This window comes from Pseudomonas sp. SAS7, from assembly GCF_052112345.1.
In the GTDB taxonomy this organism is placed as follows: Bacteria; Pseudomonadota; Gammaproteobacteria; order Pseudomonadales; family Pseudomonadaceae; genus Aquipseudomonas; species Aquipseudomonas putida_Q.
Genome location: NZ_JBEGGO010000017.1, coordinates 11935 through 30319, shown reverse-complemented (window position 1 = coordinate 30319; position 18385 = coordinate 11935). Strand labels below are relative to the sequence as shown.

Below are 18385 nucleotides of genomic sequence, written 5' to 3'. Positions count from 1 at the left end.
GAGCGCACTTGGCAAATAGCTTTATTGCATATCAATCTGACTTTTAAGTATTTGACGTGCTAAGCGCAGCCCTCCGATACTTGCTCATGTTAGCGCTAACAAGCGCAGCTGTTGGCAAGCGCCTGCCACTCGCACGAGCGAGACCAGACAACCACAGCAACTCCGTGTCGGCCCCGCCTGAAGGGGCCTGGTCTGGTTTCCCGAGGCAGTGAGCACCATGCAGAAAAGCCGTATACCATTCCCCGCTACGCAACGTCGGCCGCTGGCCGCAGCCATCCTGCTGGCCGCTTTTGGCCAGGGTGCCCACGCCGCCGAACCGGCCGAAGCGGGGGCTGAGCAGGCCACTGCACTGGGCGCGGTCACAGTGACCGCCACGCGCCGCGAAGCCACGCTGCAGGAAGTGCCGGTGGCAGTGTCGGTGATCGATGGCGAACAGTTGGAGCGAGACAACCGCAACAACGTTGCCAGCATCGTCCAGCAGGTGCCTACTCTCAATTACCGCGCCGGCGCCTCGAACAAGGACACCTCGCTGTTCATCCGTGGCGTGGGCACCATTTCCACCTCGCCCGGCGTCGAGCCCACGGTGGCGACGGTGGTCGACGGCGTGGTGTTCGGCCGCCCGGGCCAGTCGACCCTCGACCTGCTCGACCTCGAACGCATCGAGGTATTGCGCGGGCCGCAGGGCACCCTGTTTGGCAAGAACGCCTCTGCAGGGGTACTCAACGTGGTCAGCAAGGCCATCCCAGAGCAGACCCAGGGCTACGTGGACTATTCGCACTTTGGCGGTGGCGATGAGAACCGCCTGCGCTTTGGTATTGGCGGGCGCCTGAGCGAGCAGCTCAAGGGCTCTTTGAGCACCTTGTGGGGCGACTACGATGGCAATGTCGAAAACGTTGCCAATGGCCACGACGTCAATGGCTACGAACGCAAAGGCGCCCGCGGCAAGCTGGAGTTCGAGCCCAACGAAGACCTGCGCCTGACCCTGATCGCCGACTACATGAAGGGTGAGGACACCTTGCCCAGCGGCGTGATCACCAGCGCCAGCGCCGCATTCGCCAGCCAGTTGCGCCCGGTGACGCCAAGCGCCCATAACCGCGACATCAACAGTGACTTCAAGACCCACGTCGAGGACGAGAACCAAGGGCTTTCGGCCCAGCTGGACTGGCAGTTGGGCGACTACACCCTGACGTCGATCAGCGCCTGGCGGGGTTGGCACAATACCCAGTACCAGGACGGCGACCGCCGCGCCTTGCTGCCGGTGACAGCGTCCCATGACAAGGGCACGGTGGACTATGACCAGTACAGCCAGGAGTTTCGCCTGACGTCGCCCAAAGGGCAGTTCAACGAATACGTGCTGGGCGCCTTCTACATGCATGGCACGTCCAACGAGACCTACCAGCGCCTGTCGGTCAATGGCGGCGTGGCCAACACTGGCCGCGCCGACTATTCCACCACCAACGACAGTGTCGCGCTGTTCGGTGAGAACACCTTCAACTTCACCGATGACTTGCGCGCCATTTTCGGCCTGCGCTGGACCCACGACGACCTTGAGTACGACCACCGCCGGGTCTCTACCTCGGCCACCGCAGTGACCGGTATCCAGCCCTCGACTGCAAGTTCCGGCTCGGTGGACGAGGACGGCTGGAGCGGGCGGACCGGCTTGCAATACGACTTCAACGACAACCTGACGGGCTACGTCACCTACTCGCGCGGCTATAAAGGGCCGGCCTACAACGTGTTCTTCAACATGCAGCCGCGCGACACCGGGGCACTCAAGCCCGAAACCTCGGATGCCTACGAAATCGGCTTGAAAAGCACGGCGCTGGACAATCGCCTGACCGCCAACCTGGCTGTGTTCCACACCGACTACGACAACTACCAGGCCAACTTCTTCGACACCGTGGACAACCAGGTGGTAACCCGCCTGGTGAATGCCGGCAAGGTCAAGACCCAGGGGGTGGAGCTGGATGCCAGCTTCCAGGCCACCTCGCGGCTGAAGCTGTCGACAGCCGTGGCCTACACCAAGGCCCGTGTCGATCACTTCAACTGCCCGGCGGGTGCGGCGGCCAACTGCAACATCGACGGCGGCCGCCTGCCGTTCACGCCGGACTGGAAGACCTACCTGCGCGCCGATTACGTGATACCGCTGGACAACGGCCTGGATGTGGAACTGAGCAGCGATTACAGCTGGCAGGACGCCGTGCAGTTCAGCCTCGACCAGAACCCGGACACCGTGCAGGGCGCTTATGGCATCTGGAACGCCAGCATTGCCCTGGCCGACTACAACGACGGCTGGCGCGTAGCCCTGCTGGGCAAGAACCTGGGCGACAAATCGTATGCGCAGATGCTGGCCAGTGGCGGCGACTACATCTACCGCTCAGTACCGCGGGATGACGGGCGCTACTTCGGTGTGCAACTGCGCAAGGATTTCTAAGCCTGCGCACCATCCCTGTAGGAGCGGCCTTGTGTCGCGATCGGGCCGCACAGCGGCCCCAGATTTCAGCTTCGCCACGTACATTGCCGGGGCCGCTTTGCGGCCCGATCGCGACACAAGGCCGCTCCTACAAAAAGCGACCTGGTTTTAAAGGAGATCTCAATGCCCCGCCAAATGAATCTGGGCGCTTTCCTCATGGCTACCGGTCACCACGTGGCGGCCTGGCGCCACCCGGACGTACCGGCCGACCCGCTGGATTTCGCCACCTACAAGCGCACCGCACAAATCGCCGAAGCCGCGTGTTTCGATGCCTTGTTCGTCGCCGACAGCGTCGCCGCGCCCAGCGACCCGCTGGCCAGCCACAGTGCCCGCTCGGTGTACTTCGAACCACTGACCCTGTTGTCGGCGCTGAGTGCGACCACCGAACGCATCGGCCTGATCGCCACGGCAACCACCAGTTACAACGAGCCGTACCATGTGGCACGCAAGTTCGCCTCGCTGGATCACCTGTCCGCAGGCCGTGCCGGCTGGAACCTGGTCACCTCCGACGCCGCCGCCGAGGCCGGCAACTTTGGCCGCCAGGCACACATCCCGCATGCCGAGCGCTATGCCCGCGCCCGTGAATTCCAGCAGGTGGTGCAGGGGCTGTGGGACAGCTGGGCCGATGACGCGTTCGTGCGCGACAAGGCCAGTGGCCTGTTCCACCACCCGCAGGCCGTGCGTAACCTCGACCATGTGGGCGAACACTTTCGCGTCAAAGGCCCGCTCAATGTTGCCCGCTCGCCACAGGGGCGACCGGTGCTGGTGCAGGCCGGCTCGTCCGAAACCGGCCGCGAGCTGGCCGCACAAAGCGCCGAGGTGGTGTTCACCGCCCAGCCGAGTCTGGCCCGCGCACAGGCTTTTTACGCCGACCTCAAGGGCCGCCTGGCCCGCCATGGGCGAGATGAGCATTCGCTGAAGATCATGCCCGGCGTGTTCGTGGTGGTGGGGCAAAGCCAGGGGCAGGCCGAGGACAAGTACGAACAGTTCCAGGCGCTGGTCGACCCGCGTGTCGGCGTTGGCTTGCTCGGGCGCATGCTCGGTAACTTCGACCTTTCCGGCTACCCGCTGGACGGCCCGCTGCCAGAGTTGCCGCCCACCGAGGATGGCCAGCGCAGCCGCCAGCAACTGCTGACCGAACTGGCCGGCACCGAACAGCTGACCCTGGCCCAGCTGGGCCGGCGCATCGCCGGTGGGCGAGGGCACTACAGCCTGGTCGGCACTCCAACGCAGATCGCCGATGAGCTGCAAGCCTGGTTCGAAGGCGGCGCCGCCGATGGCTTCAACCTGCTGGTGCCGCACCTGCCCCTGGGGCTGGAGGACTTCGCTGTGCACGTGGTGCCCGAGCTGCAGCGTCGCGGCCTGTTCCGCCGTCAGTACCAGGGCCACACCCTGCGCGAACACCTGGGCCTGCAACGCCCAGCCAACCCATACTTTGCCGAACGAGGCCAACCATGAGCTACACCGCCAACCCCGAGCGCTATGCGCGCATGCCTTACCGTCGTGTCGGTCGCAGCGGCCTGTTGCTGCCGGCCCTGTCCCTGGGCCTGTGGCACAACTTTGGCGATGCCACGCCTATCAGCACCCAGCGCGCCTTGCTGCACACGGCGTTCGATGCCGGTATCAACCATTTTGACCTGGCGAACAACTACGGCCCGCCCTATGGCAGTGCCGAGACCAACTTCGGCCGGCTGCTGCGCGAGGACCTGCGCAGCTATCGCGACGAGCTGATCATTTCCAGCAAGGCCGGCTGGGACATGTGGCCCGGACCGTACGGGCAGGGTGGCAGCTCGCGCAAGTACCTCATCGCCAGCCTGGACCAGAGCCTGGCCCGGCTGGGCCTGGATTACGTCGACATCTTCTATTCGCACCGTTTCGATGCCGACACCCCATTGGAAGAAACGGCCATCGCACTGGCCGACATCGTGCGCCAGGGCAAGGCGCTGTACATCGGCATCTCGTCCTATTCGGCTGGCAAGACTGCTGAAATTGCGGCGTTGCTGCAGGCGTTGAAGGTGCCGCTGCTGATCCACCAGCCGTCGTACAACCTGTTTAACCGTTGGATCGAACGGGACCTGCTAGACACTACCGATGCCTTGGGCGCCGGGGTGATCGTGTTCACTGCGCTGGCCCAGGGCCTGCTCAGCGATAAATACCTCAATGGCATCCCGGCTGATGCCCGTGTGAACCGTGCGGGTGGCGGCTCGCTGTTACCCCAGCATTTGTCGCAAGCCAACATCGCCCGCGCACGCGCCCTGAATGAGATTGCCCGTCAGCGTGGCCAGAGCCTGGCCCAACTGGCCCTGGCCTGGACCCTGCGCGACCCACGGGTGAGCTCTGCGCTAATCGGCGCCAGCCGGCCCGAGCAGATCACCGAGAACGTGGCGGCGCTCGACAACCTGGCCTTTACCGCCGAAGAGCTGGCCGCCATCGACCAGTACGCCGTCGAAGGCGGGATCAACCTGTGGGAAAAACCCTCGACCGACTGGAAGGAGTGACCCATGCGCATGCTACGCCTTGCCATGCTGCTGTTGCTGGCCCTGGCCAACGCGGCCCAGGCCGCAGACCCGGCTACCTTGCGTATTGGCTACCAGAAGGGCTCGATCAGCCTGGTGCTGGCCAAGCAGCATCAGCTGCTGGAGCAACGTTTTGCCAACACGCGCGTGCAATGGATCGAATTCCCCGCCGGCCCGCAGATGCTTGAGGCGTTGAACATCGGCAGCCTCGATATCGGCTCGACCGGTGATATTCCGCCGATCTTCGCCCAGGCCGCCGGCGCCGACCTGTTGTACATCGGTGCCGAGCCGCCCAAGCCCCAGGCTGAAGTGATCCTGGTGCCGAAAGACAGCCCGATCAGCGCTGTGGGTGAACTCAAGGGCAAGCGCATTGCCCTGCAGAAGGGCTCCAGCGCGCACAACCTGCTGTTGCGTGCCTTGGCCAAGGCCGGGCTGAGCATTGGCGATGTTCAGCCGGTGTACCTGGCACCTGCCGATGCCCGGGCGGCGTTCGAGCGGGGCAGCGTGGACGCCTGGGCAATCTGGGACCCGTTCTACTCGGCTATCGACCTGGAGGGTAAGGCGCGGCTACTGGCCGACGGCCAAGGGTTGGGGCTGATCGGGCCATTCATGCTGGGTTCACGGGCCTATGTCGAAGCCCATGGCGCCTTTGTCGGGCAATTGCTGGACGAAATCAGCCGAGCCGAAGCGCTTACCCGCAGCGACGAGGCCGGCAGCATCCGCTTGCTGGCGCAGTTCATGGGCTTGCCAGAAGAAGTGGTGCAGCGCAGTTTCAGCCACCGTCCGGCGTCACCGGTACTGACGGTGAGTGATGAGATCGTGGCGGCGCAGCAGCGTACGGCGCAGTTGTTCTTCGACAACAAGGTACTGCCCAAGCGGGTCGATATTGCCGGGGCAGTGTGGCGGCGGCAGTAACCTGACCTTTCTGGCTGGCATCGGCCCTTGTAGGAGCGGCCTTGTGCCGCGATCGGGCTGCAAAGCAGCCCCGGCAATGTGTGCATTTGCGCAAAAACCTGGGGCTGCTTCGCAGCCCGATCGCGACACAAGGCCGCTCCTACAAATGACCGCGTAAACCCGGCGGTCACCCGCGGGCGAATGCCGCCAGCTTCTCGCCATCCAGCCGGTAGCGCACCCACTCGTCCTGCGCCTCGGCCCCCAGCTTCTGATAAAAGCCGATCGCCGGCTCGTTCCAGTCCAGCACGCTCCATTCCAGGCGCCCGCAGTTGTTCGCCACCGCCTCGCGGGCAATGTGCCGCAGCAATTGCCGGCCAGCGCCGTCGCCACGTTGTTCAGGCGTGACGTACAGGTCTTCCAGATAAATACCGTTGCGCCCGAGCCAGGTCGAGTAGCTGTAGAAGTACACGGCAAAACCGATTGCCCGGCCATCGCGCTCGCACATCAGACTACGTACTGTGCTGCCCTCGTCGAACAGGCTGTGCTCGATGTCGGCCAGGGTGGCGACCACCTCGTGGCGCGCGCGCTCGTACTCGGCCAGCTCGGTGATGAAGGCCAGGATCTGCTCGGCATCGGTGCGAACGGCTGGGCGAATGGTGAGGCTCATGGTGACGGCTTCCTTGATCCGGGTTAACAGTACAGTGATGTGTATCTGAATAATTTAATATAACTGTATCGGTAGCCAGAGTGGGCGACTCCGTTAGTGTGACAGCACCTATAACGAAAGTGGAATGCCCGCCATGCTTGCCTCTGCCGACCTGCTGACCGCTTTCGTGCTGTTTGCCTTCGTATCCTCCATCACGCCCGGCCCCAATAACACCATGCTGCTGGCCTCGGGGGTGAACTTCGGCGTGCGTCGCTCCATCCCACACGCCCTGGGCATCAGTGTCGGTTTCATGTTCATGGTGCTGGCCGTCGGCCTGGGCCTGGGTGAGGTGTTCAAGGCCTGGCCGCCGCTGTACACGGTACTGCGCTACACCGGGGCCGCCTACCTGCTGTACCTGGCCTGGAAGATCGCCACTGCCGGGCCGGTCGGCACGGCCTCGTCCAGCGCCCGGAAACCGCTGGGTTTCTGGGGGGCGGCGGCGTTCCAGTGGGTCAACCCCAAGGCCTGGGTGATGGCGGTGGGTGCGATTACCACCTACACACCGGCGCAAGGCTATGTGACCAACGTGATCGTCATCGCCGCCTTGTTCGCCTTGGTCAACCTGCCCAGCGTCGGTGTGTGGGTCATGTTTGGCAGCGCCCTGCGCAACGTATTGCAGAACCCGCGCTGGCTGATGCTGTTCAATGTCCTGATGGCCTTGTTGCTGGTGATTTCCCTCTACCCGCTGCTGTTTGTAGAATCGGCGTTTTCCTAGCCCCGCGAGTACAGCAAGCCGATGCAGTTGATCCCCTGGTCACATGAATGCGCCGAAGGTTTCACCCTGCGGGGTTGGCGAACCTCGGCCAGTGGCAAGCCGTTGCTGCATTTTTTGCACGGCAATGGCTTCTGTTGCCTGGCCTACCAACCGCTGCTGATGCGCCTGGGCGAACATTTCGACCTGTGGCTTTGCGACGTCCAGGGGCATGGCGACTCTGACCATGGTGGGGTGTTTCGGGGGTGGAACCGCACGGCCGAGCTGGCAGTGGAAGCCTTTCAGGCCGCGCGTGGCGAGTACGGCGATGTGCCGCGGTTTGCCGTGGGGCACAGCTTTGGCGGCGTGCTTACGGGCCTGATCCTGGCCGCTGAACCTGCGCTGTTCGAGCGTGCGGTGTTGCTTGACCCGGTGTTGTTCAGCCGTCGCATGCTGGGTGTGATGGGCGCGGCAGCACTGGTTGGCCTGCACCAGCGTCATGCTCTGGCGCGCAAGGCCGCCAGCCGCCGCAGCCACTGGCCAGATCGCGAGGCAGCGCTGGCCTCGCTGCAAGGGCGGGGCATCTTCAAGGGCTGGACCGATGCGGCGCTGCAGGCCTATGTCGAGCACGCCATCGGCGATTGTGGCGATGCAGTGGTGCTCAAGTGCCGGCCCAGCCGGGAAGTGGAAATCTTCAGTTCATTCCCCAAACGCATGTGGGCGCGCCTTGCAGCGATCAGCACGCCAACACGGATTCTGTATGGCGAACAGACTTATCCCTTCGTGCCACATTCGGTGAATCGCCTGGCCACGCTCAACCGGCAGGTAACCGCTCGGCAAGTTGCCGGTGGGCACTGTTTCATGCAGGAGGACCCGGCCATGGCGGCCGAGCAGGTGCTCGCTTTCTTGCAGGGCTGATTGTTCTATAGGTGGGACGATGCATGCCGAATAAGCCGTCTACCGCCTGATTGGTATCATTGATAAGGTTATCCCAGCCAAGAGAGGAGCCTTCTCATGAAAAACATTCTGGGTATCCACCGCAGCCCACACGCCCATTGGGTAGGTGATGGCTTTCCCGTGCGCAGCCTGTTCACCTACGACAACCTGGCCAGCCGGATCAGCCCGTTTCTGCTGCTGGACTACGCTGGCCCCCATGACTTCACCCCGACCACTGCGCGGCGCGGCGTTGGCCAGCACCCGCACCGCGGTTTCGAGACCGTGACGATCGTCTACCAGGGTGAGCTGGAGCACCGTGACTCCACGGGCGCTGGCGGCCTGATCGGGCCAGGTGATGTGCAGTGGATGACCGCCGCCAACGGCATCATCCATGAAGAGTTCCATTCCCCGGCCTTTGCCCGCAGTGGCGGTACGCTGGAAATGGTCCAGCTGTGGGTCAACTTGCCAGCGCGTGACAAGCGTGCAGCCGCCGGTTATCAGACGCTGCTAGGCAGCGACATCCCGGTGGTGGCGCTGGACCCAGACGCCGGTAGCTTGCGGGTGATTGCCGGTAACTACCGTGGACACCAAGGGCCTGCCCGGACCTTTACCGCCATGGATGTGTGGGACCTGCGGCTGAATGCCGGCGCGTCCTTGCAACTGCCAGTTGCTGCCGGTCGAAACGCCGCGCTGGTGGTGCTGCGCGGTAATGTGCGCATCAATGGCGAGCGCGAAGCGGGCCCGACCAGCCTGGTCCTGCTGGACCGTCAGGCTGAGGATGTCACCGTCGAGGCGTTGGAAGGTGCCAGTGTGCTGCTGCTCAGTGGCGAGCCGATCGATGAACCGATTGTCGGCTATGGCCCTTTCGTGATGAACAGCCAGGCGGAGATTGCCGAGTCGTTCGACGATTTCCATGCCGGGCGGTTCGGGCAGATGCAGGATGAGCGGGAAGGGGCTCAGCACTGAGTCTTGCCTGAAAAGCTGGGGGCTGTGAAGCGCCCCCGGCTTTCTTGAGCATGGATTGGTCCGCAGGGTTTTGGCATGATCAGCCCATGCCCAAACCCACACTCCAGCACGCCGTCCGCCGCTCATTGCCCACCCCCGGGCAACACACCTTGTGGCTGCGCTACCGTGCCCCTTATCACTGGCCCTCAACCCTGGGCTTCCTGACCGCCCGCTGCATCCCTGGTATTGAAACCTGCATCGACGGCACCTATCGCCGCACCCTGGTTATTGCCGGCCACCAGGCTGTCTTGCACGCCACCCCCTTGCGCAACCAGTTGCGCGTGCACCTCGAAGGCGTTCCCTCAACTGCATTGCCTGGCCTGATCGCCAGACTGAGGCGCTTCTTCGACCTCGACGCCGACCCTGTGCGCATTGCGGCCGAATTGTCCCGCGACCGCTTGATGGCCCGTTTGGCCCGCGAGCGCCCGGGCCTGCGTGTGCCCCAAGGCTGGGATGCCTGCGAACAAGCCATGCGTACCGTGCTGGGCCAGCAAATCAGCGTGGCCGGCGCCATGACCTTGGCCGGCCGGCTGGTACAACGTCATGGCACAGCGCTGCGTCTGCCGGCAGCGGGCCTGAGTCACGTGTTCCCGGCTTTGCCGGCGCTGGCCAATGCACAGTTCGAAGACATGGGCATGCCGCGAGCGCGCGCCGCCACCCTCGGCAACCTGGCCAACGCCTTGTTGGCCGAGCCGAGGCTGCTGCGTCGCGGGCAAGTGCTGGAAGAGCTGCTGAGTACCCTGTGCCGGCTCAAGGGCATCGGGCCGTGGAGCGCGCACTACCTGGCGCTACGCCAGGCCGGCGCCGCTGATGCCTTGCCCTTGGGCGATGTGGCGCTGATCAAGGCATTGCGCCTGCTTGAGGGCAATGACGCGCAACTGGCCGAACGGGCTTTGGCGTGGCGCCCGTGGCGTGCCTATGCGGCGCAGCACCTGTGGGCATCGCTGGCGCCCGCAGGCACCGCTCGTCGTTAAGTCGGGCTTTGCATTCGAACGCTCGGCCAGGGGGCGCAATCTTCCACTAAGGTGCTAAGGGATTCCCCGTATCATCATTGCCCAGGCGCATGGACGCCTGCTCGGGCATGCGCAATATCAATTGGCGCCCCGCCTGATAAAGGCGTACTCACTCACAACAGGCCATCGCACAGAGAGGGTCGTACCATGTCGTTGATAGGAGTTTCGATGCTGGAGATGCGGCAGATGATCGAGCAGGCATGCCTGCCCGACCGCTGTGAAGTCAGCTGCCCGGACGGCGCCAATCTGACCATCCGCCTGGGTCAGGGCCAGAGTCTCGAAAAGAGCGTGACCCTCAGTGGGGTTCCGCTGCACAACCTCAACAGTTGCCGTGACCTGGTCCACCTGGTGGGGCAGTTGCATGCGCTGCGCGACAGCCGCCCGGCGTCACTCAGGTCGCTTGCCTGAGTACGCCGGTCGTGCCCCGGTCAGCCCAGGCTGGCCGGGCGCACGTATTCCGGCATCAGGCCGTTGAACCAGAACAGAATCATCGACACCAGCATGGTCACCAACAGTAAAAGCCCAACGCCCCATACACAGGTTGCAAACAGCATTGCCTGTTCCTTCTTCAGCCGCAGGAAGGTCTGCAACCCGCCATACAGCAACACGCTGGCATAAGCAGAAGCAGCCACCAGCGCGACGAAGGCCAGCCAGCGAATCGGCACCAGGCCGACCACTCCGGCGAAAAACCACGGCGTGGCGCAGTAGGCAGCAAATCCGATGCACTGGTTCAGGCTGGGGTGCGTGTCGAACCCTCGTGACATCCAGCGGATCATCACCCCCATCAGCATCACGCCCACAACGGTAGTGGCATACAGCAGCCCCGCCAGTTGCGCAGCGCTGGCCATGCTCAAGCGAACCCGCTCCTCGTCCGCCAGGCTCCAGCCAAAGGTGGTCGTGCCGACAAACAGGCACACGGCGGGTATCAGTGCCAAGGCCAGCAGGCGCGGCAAATATTGCTGTGGGTGGTCTTCTTCAGCCCGGCGGATATCCAGCCAGGCATCGGCGGGGTGGGTGAAGAGCTTGAGCAACGGACTGTTCATGGCATTCTCCGGCAGGCGTGGGCCCTTTTGCTATGGAGACACGCTGCGCCCAGCCGGTTCAGCCGGGTTGGCCGCCGTTGATCGGCTTATTGCAGCTCCAGCAGCAGGTTCAGGCCGCCATCGCCGCACTTGCCCTTGTCGCGAACCACGCCATGGTAACTACGCCCATCCCAGACAAAGGCCACGCTGTGAGCACGGTCGACCTTGTCAGGCAGCGGCGGGCAAATGTGCAGGCGCAGCCCGGGGCGGCCCTGCAGGTTGAGGGCGGCGAGCTGGCACTGGCATTCCACGCTCTGCGCCACCGGGCCGAACAGGGTGTCGCGTACGTAATCGAGTTGCAGTGAGGCATTCGGTGCGCGGCCAGGCATCTTCATCGGTACGTGGCTCCATCGCAACGGCTTGAAGGGCAGGGCGGGTTCGGCATGGCAGGCTCCAGGCAAAAGAAGGCGGCTTAATATTTGAAGCTTGCCTGGCCAAGATGTTCAACGTGTTTCATGTGCATTCATCTTGTTTTGCGCCGGGTGGCAGTAGGCTGATCTGTTCAGGGCCCGGCCTTGCGCAAGGTCAGGTTGATCCGCCGCTCGCCCATGCGCGGATGCACGCCGGGCTTGATGGGCAGCACGCCATGAAAGCGCAAGCGGTCCTCACCACCCCAGACCAACACGTCGCCGTGGCTCAGCGGGATGCGCCGGGTCTTGTCGGCGCGCTGCAGGCCGCCGAACAGGAACACCGCCGGCAGGCCCAGCGACACCGACACGATCGGCTGGCCGAAGTCCTGCTCGTCGCGGTCCTGGTGCAGGCTCAGGCGGGTGCCTGGCAGGTAATGGTTGACCAGGCAGGCATCCGGCACGAAACCCTCGAAGCCAGCCAGGGCCGCAGCGCGGGCGGCGAGGGCGAGCAAAACCTGGGGCAGGGCGGGCCAAGGCTTGCCGCTAAGCGGGTCGCTGGGGCTATAGCGGTAACCGAGTTCGTCACTCACCCAACCCAACGTGCCGCAGTTTGTCAGGCCTACTGCCATGCGCAGGCCACCCGGCGTGTGCATGTGCCGAAAGGGCGCTGCGCGTAGCACAGGGCGCAGGGCGTCGAGCAGCGCCTCGGTTTCGGCCAGGGCGAAGCCGGGCAGCAGCAGGGTGTGGCTGGCCAGGCGTTGTGGCTGAGAACCGAACAGGTCTAGGTCGGACTGGATCATGGCACCGCACATGTTCGAGGGATTGGATATTGTATCCCCGCAATTGCAATTCCTGTAGGAGCAGCCTTGTGCTGCGAAGAGGCCGGTATGCCTCCCAAAGATGTGCCGGTGCTGCAGGCCCTTTCGCAGCACAAGGCTGCTCCTACAGGGAATGCATATACCGGGCAGGATGAGAAGTTGCATAGGGTGTGAGCGAAAAAGGAACCGCGGCACCAGGGAGAGGAGTGCCGCGATTCAAGGGGGGAGAGGTTTACTTCTGGGTCACAGTGGCCAGGTTCGCGCTGCCCAGCTGGGTGATGGTGGCGGTTTGGGCGATACCGCTCTGGTCGACGAACGCCTTGTTGCCCTGGCCTCCCTGGGTCACGTAGGCGACGTTGATGCTGTCAGTCTGTTTGATGGTGGCTTCGTTGCCGCTACCGTACAGCTGGTTGGTATAGCTCTGGTTGCTGTAGCCGGACTGGTCCAGGGTGATGGAGTTGCCGGTGCCCTGGCTGTTGCCGTAGGCATAGTTGTCGGTACCGCGTTGGTCGGCGATCAGGATGTTGTCGGTGCCGTTCTGCTCGAAATACAGCTCGTTGTTGACGTCGTCCTGCTTGGTCGACATCTGGTTGCCTTTACCGGTCTGGTTTAGCGTGGCCACTTGGTCAGCGCCTTTCTGGGTCAGGTTGACGCCGTTGCCATTGCCGTTCTGGTTGATGGTGGCGTTCTGGTTGGTACCGAACTGGCCGCCCATCTTGGCGCCTTTCCAGTTGCTGGCGGTGATGCTGTTGCCATTGCCCTTGGTGTTGATGGTCAGGTTGAGGTTTTCACCATTCTGATAGGTGAAAAACAGGTTGTTGTTGCCGGTCTGGGTGATGGTGGCGGTCGCGTTGTTGGTCTCGAACTGGTCCGACCAGCTGGCGTTGGCATTGCCTTGCTGCGACAGGCTGACCTTGTTGGCGGTGCCGAAGCTCTGGTCGATATAGCCTTCGTTCGTCTGGCCAGTCTGGACCACGGAGGCCTGGCTACCGACCTGGGTGTCCTGCCACACTTCCACCGAGTTGCCGCCACCGTACTGGCCAATGCCAATGGTGCCACCGGTGCCTTCGCGCTGGTCGCCGTAAGCCCAGTTGTCGTGGCCATCCTGGTAGACCTGGATGTCGCCATCGACGTGGTTCAAGTGCTCGGCGGCGGCGTAGTTGTCTTGGCCGGTCTGGTTGACGGTGCTGCGGTTGTTGGTGCCACCGAAGGTCTGCTCGACGAAGGCTTCGTTGCGCTGGCCGGATTGCCAGGTGGTGGCTTTGCTGCCTTCCTGGGTGTCCTGCCACACGGTGGATTTGTTGCCGACACCTTGCTGGGTTTGCAGCGATTCGTTGTTCAGCCCTACCGACTGGCTGGCGAAGGCATCGTTGTAGCTGCCCCCGGCACGCTGGGTGATCTTGCTGCCGTTCTCGAACAGTTGCTCGGCGTAGCCGGCGTTGTACTGGCCGGTGGCGCTCTGCTGGATATCGCTGGTGCTCTCGGTCTGCACCGCCATATGGTTGTGGCCCTTGCCCGTCTGGTTCTGGGTGGCCGAGGCGAAGGAGGCCTGGGTCTGCGAGACTTCGGCGATGTTTTCCTTGCCGTCCTGGGTCTGGGACGAGGTGCTGTCAGCAGCCATGGCCTGACCTGCGAGGGCCAGGACGATAGCGGCACTTAAAGGGGCGAGCTTGTACATGGTGGTGCCTCCAGGTCTATCGATATTGGGTGATCTGAACATGCTGGCCATTGCCGGTCTGGGTCACGGAGCTGTTGAGGCCCGAGCCGGACTGCACGATGCTGGCGCTGTTGTCGTTGCCGATCTGCTCGATGGCCGCGCTGTTGCTACTGCCGCTCTGGCGAATCGACGCGCTGTTGCCATTGCCCTGTTGGCTGATGCTGGCCATCAGGTCACTGCCTTCCTGCAGGATGTAAGCTTCCTGCGCACCGCCAGACTGGACGATACGGCCCAGCAGGGCCTGACCGTTCTGGTCGAGGGCGGCGCGGTTGCCTGACCCCTGCTGCTCGATCACCGCAGCCTGGCCGGCACCGACCGGCAGCAGGCGGATGATCACCGGTTCGCCTAGGTCGTTGCCGGGCGCGAGGTCGGCATTGTCCATCAGGTCGTCGGCCCAGCTGGCCTGGCCCGCCAGGGCCAGGCTGAACAGCAGTGGATACAAGCGTTTCATGGCGTTTCCCCGCCTTTACTGCACAACCACGTTGACGGTGCGGGTGGTACCCGGGCTGGTGGTGATGGTTGCCGTCGGCGCGGCAGTCGGGATTACCGTGGTGCTGTTGCTGACTGCCAGGCGCCAGCGGCCGTTAATCGGTACGGTGGCGGTGCCCAGTGTCTGCACCCCGGTGGTGGTGGTGACCCGGACGGTGACAACGTTGCCCGTGGTTACCGACGAAGTACCGCTGATGTCCCAGTTGTAACGGTTGTTGGAGCGCGCCGTGACGGTGGCTGCCGTGACCGCGAAGGTTTCGGCGGCGGGCCGTGGCGACACGTTGACGGTGACCGTACCTGGGGTGGACAACGCCCCCAGGGAGTCACGTGCCTGGTAGGTGAAGGTGGTGGTGAAGGCCGCCGTAACCGTGGCCGGTGGGGTATAGGTCACGGTGGCGCCGTCGGTGCTGACCGTGCCGCGGCCTGCAGCCGGTTGAGTGACGGCAGCCACGGCCAGCGGCACATTGCCTTCCGGATCGGTGTCGTTGGCCAGCACGTTGATGGTCAATGGCACGCCCAGGGTGGCGACGGTTTCCGGGTTGGCCACCGGTGGCCGGTTAGGCGCCACGTTGATGGTGACCGTGGCCGGTTCCGATTTCAGGCCCTTGGAATCCACCGCCCGGTAGCTGAAGGTGGCCACCAATGGTTGCGTAGCGCCGACTGGCGGGGTGTAGGTGACCGAGGTGGTACCGTTGAGCACGACGCCGCCAAGGCCGGTACCCGGTTGGGTGAGGTCACTGAGGGTCAGCGGCACATTGCCGTCAGGGTCGCTGTCGTTTTGCAGCAGGTTGAGGGTGATCGGCACACCAACACTGGTGCTGCCGACATCTGCCTGGGCCAGCGGTGGCTGGTTGGCCGCCTCGACAGGTGCATTGCCGACCACGATCACCGGTTCCACGTCAGTACCACCATGGGCAGACTTGACCGTGACGGTGGCTGGCGGCTGTGCCACGTCGTTGACAGTGATGCTTTGCAACGTGCCCGATTTCGACATACGGCCGTAGCCTTGGGCGAGCATGTCTGGGATAGCCACTTCGTCACTGGACCTGGCCTCGATCAGCAGGCGCTTGTTGGCCCAGTCGTAGCGCGCGGTGCTGACCTTGACCACGTCGGTCAGCTTGCTCGACAGCGCGGTCGGCTGGGTGCCGCCGGCACTGTTGCTGGCCGTGACCACCACCACCGCAGGTGGTGCTGCCTGGGCGAGCTGTTGGTGGAAGAACAGGCCGTTGTTGTCTGCCGTCAGGTTGAACTGGCAAGGCGAAGGGGGCGTGCCGATCAGTGCCAGGCCATTGCGCATGCACAGGCTGGCCTCTTTCGGCGCTTTGGCGAACACTTCCACGCGGGTCCCGCTGCCGTTGCGCGAGTAGGTGGCGCGCTCCAGGGTGACCGGGGTTTGTGCACGTTGGTCCAGCACCTTGCCCGAAACCGTGAACAGCGCGGTTTCGATTCGCCCAGGCGGGCCGTCGATGCGGATGAAGTTGGTGTTGAACGGGCTGCCCACTACGGCTTCCGGGCGATTTGGGTCGCCGATGAAGGTTTCGGTGGCACCGGTGTCCGGGTTGACCTCGGTGTAAGGCCCGCCAACCCCGCGCAGCCATGGCCCGAGTGCGCCATTGAGCGCCCCCGTGAAGTTACCGGGCGCTCCGATGCCGATGTCGCGGGTGATGTTGATCGCCCGCCGGCCGGGCGTTGTGACATTGACCGTCTCGACGCCGAAGGGGTGGGTGATGGTGTACACCCCCGCACGCGGAACCGACACGCGAAGCCGGATGCGGGCGAAGCTTTGCTGGTCGCCGTCTACCGGGTTTTCGGCGGCAAAGGCCGCTTCCAGGCCCGCAACGTAGGCATCCAGTTCATAGCCGCTGTTACCGACGGCAGGGATGGTGGCTTCGGCCAGGAACCAGAACATTTCTGGCGGCCAGTTGTCGGGGAACACCAGCGGCAGGGCGTCGTCGTATATACCCGGCTCCGGCAGCAGGGTGCACATGTAGGACGGTGCGGCCAGAGTGCCGGGTACCCGGGTACTGGTCGCCCGTGACTGGCACAGCTCCAGGGACTGGTTAAGGCTGTCCTTGTACCACATCGGGTAGCCGCCCGTGGCGAAGGTGTAGGGCCCTGGGTCTACATCAGACAACGCGGCAAAGGCGGCGCTGGTAACGGTGAGGGAAAAACCGGCGGCGAACAGCGCACGGCGCGACCAAGTGTTCATGCGGCCTCCTTGAAGGCTGAGCCTTTGTCTGTTCATGGCACCAGCACCACGTCTTCGGTGTCGCTACCGCCATTGGCACTGGTGACCTGTACCTTGGCCGGCGGAATTGGCGAGATGGACATGCTCAACGTCTTCACGGCGCCGGTGCCGCCCAGGTTGCCGATCAACGTGCCGTTGCCGGTATGGGCGGTTAGCACGGGCGGGGTGGTTTCGTCGCTGGTGCTGGCCACCAGGGTCAGCTCGCCGGTGGACAGGCGGTACTGGGCCTGGGTGATGGTGACCAGGTCAGTCAGTGGCACGTTGCGGGTGGTCAGGCTGCTGGTCGGGATCGCCACGCTGTTGTCCGCGGTCAGGGTCACGATGGTACCGGCCGCCGGGTTGAGGGCCGACTGGGCGTACCAGGCGCCAGTGGCGTTGGCCTCGGTGAGGCTCAGATTGGGCGTCTGGCTGGTCAGGGTGACGCTGGCCGGTGGAGGCGGGGCCATCACGAAGATGTCTTGCTGGGCACGCAGATCGCCGTTCTCGGTGTGCCGTGAGTACGTGCTGCGCTGTGGCATCAGCGGGGTAGGCAGGGCAACGGTCGAGAGCTTGCCCGATATTGCGAACAGCTCGGTGCGCAGGTCGATGCCGCCCGGGCCTTCGATGCGCACGAAGTTGGTGTTGAACGGGCTGCCGGTCACCCGTTCTTCAAGGTTCGGGTCACCGACGAAGCGCTCGTTGCCTTCGGTGTAGGGGCCGTTGACACTGCGCAGGAACGGCCCGACATCGCCCTTCAGCGCACCGGTGAAATCGCCCGCCCCGGCAATGCCGATGTCGCGGGTCATGTTGATCGCCCGACGCCCTGCGGCGGGGACATCGAACACTTCCACGCCGTAGGGGTGGGTGACCACGTAGGTGCCAGCGGTGGGTACATCGACCCGGATACGCACCCGGGCGAAGCTGACCTGGTCACCCTCGACTGGCTCTTCGGCGGCGAATGCCGCTTCGATCGCCGTGCCGTAGCTGAGGTCGATGCCGCGGGTGGCGTCGACGATAGCGGCGTCGGCGGTGAACCAGAACGCTTCGTCAGGGAAGTTGGTGGGGAAGACGATAGGTTGGGTATCGTCGAACACACCGGGCGTAGGCAGCAGCGTGCACATGTACGACGGTGCGCCGGGTGCGCCGGCAACCCTGGAGCTGACCGCCTTGGTCAGGCACAGGTCGAGGGTGCGACCGTGACTGTCCTGGTACCAGGCGGGGAAGCCGCCGTTGGCGGGCACGTAGGCGCCTGGATCGACAGCATTCAAGGCAGCCTGCGCCGGGAGCTGGAGCATACCGGCGAAAATCGCCACTGCCAGCGGGTGGGGTATCGGTCGGTGCATGAGTCAATTTCTCCTGCAAACGGGCCCATGGACTTGGGGCGTCTGGGAGGAGATCGGCAAGAGCTGTGCCACAATCTGGAAATAGCGTTGCAGCCCTTGTGCGGCAAGGTGGCGAGTCTTTCAGC

At 64.0% G+C, this 18385-nt stretch carries 17 protein-coding genes; 9 read left to right on the top strand and 8 right to left on the bottom strand.

Annotated features, from left to right (window positions below; all coding sequences use genetic code 11):
* The first annotated feature begins 217 nt into the window (after positions 1 to 217).
* The 4 genes from ABI582_RS23450 to ABI582_RS23435 all read left to right on the top strand — a co-directional run bounded on the left by ABI582_RS23450 (position 218) and on the right by ABI582_RS23435 (position 5904).
* The gene (locus tag ABI582_RS23450; RefSeq protein WP_442120439.1) at positions 218 to 2434 is read left to right on the top strand and encodes a TonB-dependent receptor; all 2217 of its coding nucleotides are present in this window, start codon (positions 218 to 220) and stop codon (positions 2432 to 2434) included.
* Between the two features lie 162 nt (positions 2435 to 2596).
* Positions 2597 to 3931, top strand: a complete 1335-nt coding sequence (locus ABI582_RS23445; protein WP_442120438.1) for an LLM class flavin-dependent oxidoreductase — start codon at positions 2597 to 2599, stop codon at positions 3929 to 3931.
* Positions 3928 to 4971, top strand: coding sequence for an L-glyceraldehyde 3-phosphate reductase (gene mgrA / locus ABI582_RS23440; protein WP_442120437.1), 1044 nt, complete (start codon positions 3928 to 3930; stop codon positions 4969 to 4971). The genes ABI582_RS23445 and mgrA overlap by 4 nt, the downstream gene beginning before the upstream one ends.
* Positions 4972 to 4974: 3 nt before the next feature.
* A complete protein-coding gene (locus ABI582_RS23435; RefSeq protein ID WP_442120436.1) occupies positions 4975 to 5904 on the top strand; it encodes an aliphatic sulfonate ABC transporter substrate-binding protein in 930 nt (309 codons plus the stop codon).
* Between the two features lie 166 nt (positions 5905 to 6070).
* On the opposite strand, the gene ABI582_RS23430 is transcribed toward ABI582_RS23435, so the two are convergent.
* Entirely contained in the window at positions 6071 to 6550 is a 480-nt protein-coding gene (locus tag ABI582_RS23430; protein WP_442120435.1) for a GNAT family N-acetyltransferase, read from the bottom strand.
* A 124-nt stretch (positions 6551 to 6674) separates the two neighbouring features.
* Between ABI582_RS23430 and ABI582_RS23425 the strand changes: the two genes are divergently transcribed.
* The 5 genes from ABI582_RS23425 to ABI582_RS23405 all read left to right on the top strand — a co-directional run bounded on the left by ABI582_RS23425 (position 6675) and on the right by ABI582_RS23405 (position 10642).
* Positions 6675 to 7304, top strand: a complete 630-nt coding sequence (locus ABI582_RS23425) for a LysE family translocator (RefSeq protein ID WP_442120434.1) — start codon at positions 6675 to 6677, stop codon at positions 7302 to 7304.
* 21 nt (positions 7305 to 7325) lie between these two features.
* Positions 7326 to 8198 carry an alpha/beta fold hydrolase gene (locus ABI582_RS23420; protein WP_442120433.1) on the top strand — a complete coding sequence of 291 codons (873 nt, stop codon included), beginning with the start codon at positions 7326 to 7328 and terminating at the stop codon, positions 8196 to 8198.
* A 96-nt stretch (positions 8199 to 8294) separates the two neighbouring features.
* Entirely contained in the window at positions 8295 to 9182 is an 888-nt protein-coding gene (locus ABI582_RS23415; protein WP_442120432.1) for a pirin family protein, read from the top strand.
* Positions 9183 to 9268: 86 nt separating this feature from the next.
* On the top strand, positions 9269 to 10195 hold the full coding sequence (locus tag ABI582_RS23410; RefSeq protein ID WP_338747334.1) for a DNA-3-methyladenine glycosylase family protein: 927 nt from the start codon (positions 9269 to 9271) through the stop codon (positions 10193 to 10195).
* A gap of 186 nt (positions 10196 to 10381) precedes the next feature.
* Entirely contained in the window at positions 10382 to 10642 is a 261-nt protein-coding gene (locus ABI582_RS23405; protein ID WP_368978380.1) for a DUF1652 domain-containing protein, read from the top strand.
* 20 nt (positions 10643 to 10662) lie between these two features.
* Here the strand turns inward: ABI582_RS23405 and ABI582_RS23400 are convergent, their stop codons facing one another.
* The 7 genes from ABI582_RS23400 to ABI582_RS23370 form a co-directional block, all read right to left on the bottom strand.
* Positions 10663 to 11277, bottom strand: a complete 615-nt coding sequence (locus ABI582_RS23400; protein WP_442120431.1) for a Yip1 family protein — start codon at positions 11275 to 11277, stop codon at positions 10663 to 10665.
* Positions 11278 to 11363: 86 nt separating this feature from the next.
* Positions 11364 to 11651, bottom strand: coding sequence for a hypothetical protein (locus ABI582_RS23395; protein WP_028612962.1), 288 nt, complete (start codon positions 11649 to 11651; stop codon positions 11364 to 11366).
* A gap of 167 nt (positions 11652 to 11818) precedes the next feature.
* Positions 11819 to 12478, bottom strand: coding sequence for a DNA oxidative demethylase AlkB (gene alkB, locus ABI582_RS23390; protein WP_442120430.1), 660 nt, complete (start codon positions 12476 to 12478; stop codon positions 11819 to 11821).
* A gap of 238 nt (positions 12479 to 12716) precedes the next feature.
* Positions 12717 to 14162 carry a curlin gene (locus ABI582_RS23385; protein ID WP_442120429.1) on the bottom strand — a complete coding sequence of 482 codons (1446 nt, stop codon included), beginning with the start codon at positions 14160 to 14162 and terminating at the stop codon, positions 12717 to 12719.
* 16 nt (positions 14163 to 14178) lie between these two features.
* Complete coding sequence (locus ABI582_RS23380) at positions 14179 to 14652, bottom strand: curlin (protein WP_338747337.1); 474 nt, start codon at positions 14650 to 14652, stop codon at positions 14179 to 14181.
* 15 nt (positions 14653 to 14667) lie between these two features.
* Positions 14668 to 16899: an Ig-like domain-containing protein gene (locus ABI582_RS23375; protein ID WP_442120428.1), complete on the bottom strand. Its 2232-nt coding sequence runs from the start codon at positions 16897 to 16899 to the stop codon at positions 14668 to 14670.
* 32 nt (positions 16900 to 16931) lie between these two features.
* A complete protein-coding gene (locus tag ABI582_RS23370) occupies positions 16932 to 18260 on the bottom strand; it encodes a hypothetical protein (RefSeq protein ID WP_258657286.1) in 1329 nt (442 codons plus the stop codon).
* Positions 18261 to 18385 lie beyond the last annotated feature (125 nt).

Coding starts and splice junctions, on each gene's coding strand:
- ABI582_RS23450 (WP_442120439.1), top strand. CDS start 218: ATGCAGAAAAGCCGTATACCATTCCCCGCTACGCAACGTCGGCCGCTG.
- ABI582_RS23445 (WP_442120438.1), top strand. CDS start 2,597: ATGCCCCGCCAAATGAATCTGGGCGCTTTCCTCATGGCTACCGGTCAC.
- mgrA (WP_442120437.1), top strand. CDS start 3,928: ATGAGCTACACCGCCAACCCCGAGCGCTATGCGCGCATGCCTTACCGT.
- ABI582_RS23435 (WP_442120436.1), top strand. CDS start 4,975: ATGCGCATGCTACGCCTTGCCATGCTGCTGTTGCTGGCCCTGGCCAAC.
- ABI582_RS23430 (WP_442120435.1), bottom strand. CDS start 6,550: ATGAGCCTCACCATTCGCCCAGCCGTTCGCACCGATGCCGAGCAGATC.
- ABI582_RS23425 (WP_442120434.1), top strand. CDS start 6,675: ATGCCCGCCATGCTTGCCTCTGCCGACCTGCTGACCGCTTTCGTGCTG.
- ABI582_RS23420 (WP_442120433.1), top strand. CDS start 7,326: ATGCAGTTGATCCCCTGGTCACATGAATGCGCCGAAGGTTTCACCCTG.
- ABI582_RS23415 (WP_442120432.1), top strand. CDS start 8,295: ATGAAAAACATTCTGGGTATCCACCGCAGCCCACACGCCCATTGGGTA.
- ABI582_RS23410 (WP_338747334.1), top strand. CDS start 9,269: ATGCCCAAACCCACACTCCAGCACGCCGTCCGCCGCTCATTGCCCACC.
- ABI582_RS23405 (WP_368978380.1), top strand. CDS start 10,382: ATGTCGTTGATAGGAGTTTCGATGCTGGAGATGCGGCAGATGATCGAG.
- ABI582_RS23400 (WP_442120431.1), bottom strand. CDS start 11,277: ATGAACAGTCCGTTGCTCAAGCTCTTCACCCACCCCGCCGATGCCTGG.
- ABI582_RS23395 (WP_028612962.1), bottom strand. CDS start 11,651: ATGAAGATGCCTGGCCGCGCACCGAATGCCTCACTGCAACTCGATTAC.
- alkB (WP_442120430.1), bottom strand. CDS start 12,478: ATGTGCGGTGCCATGATCCAGTCCGACCTAGACCTGTTCGGTTCTCAG.
- ABI582_RS23385 (WP_442120429.1), bottom strand. CDS start 14,162: ATGTACAAGCTCGCCCCTTTAAGTGCCGCTATCGTCCTGGCCCTCGCA.
- ABI582_RS23380 (WP_338747337.1), bottom strand. CDS start 14,652: ATGAAACGCTTGTATCCACTGCTGTTCAGCCTGGCCCTGGCGGGCCAG.
- ABI582_RS23375 (WP_442120428.1), bottom strand. CDS start 16,899: ATGAACACTTGGTCGCGCCGTGCGCTGTTCGCCGCCGGTTTTTCCCTC.
- ABI582_RS23370 (WP_258657286.1), bottom strand. CDS start 18,260: ATGCACCGACCGATACCCCACCCGCTGGCAGTGGCGATTTTCGCCGGT.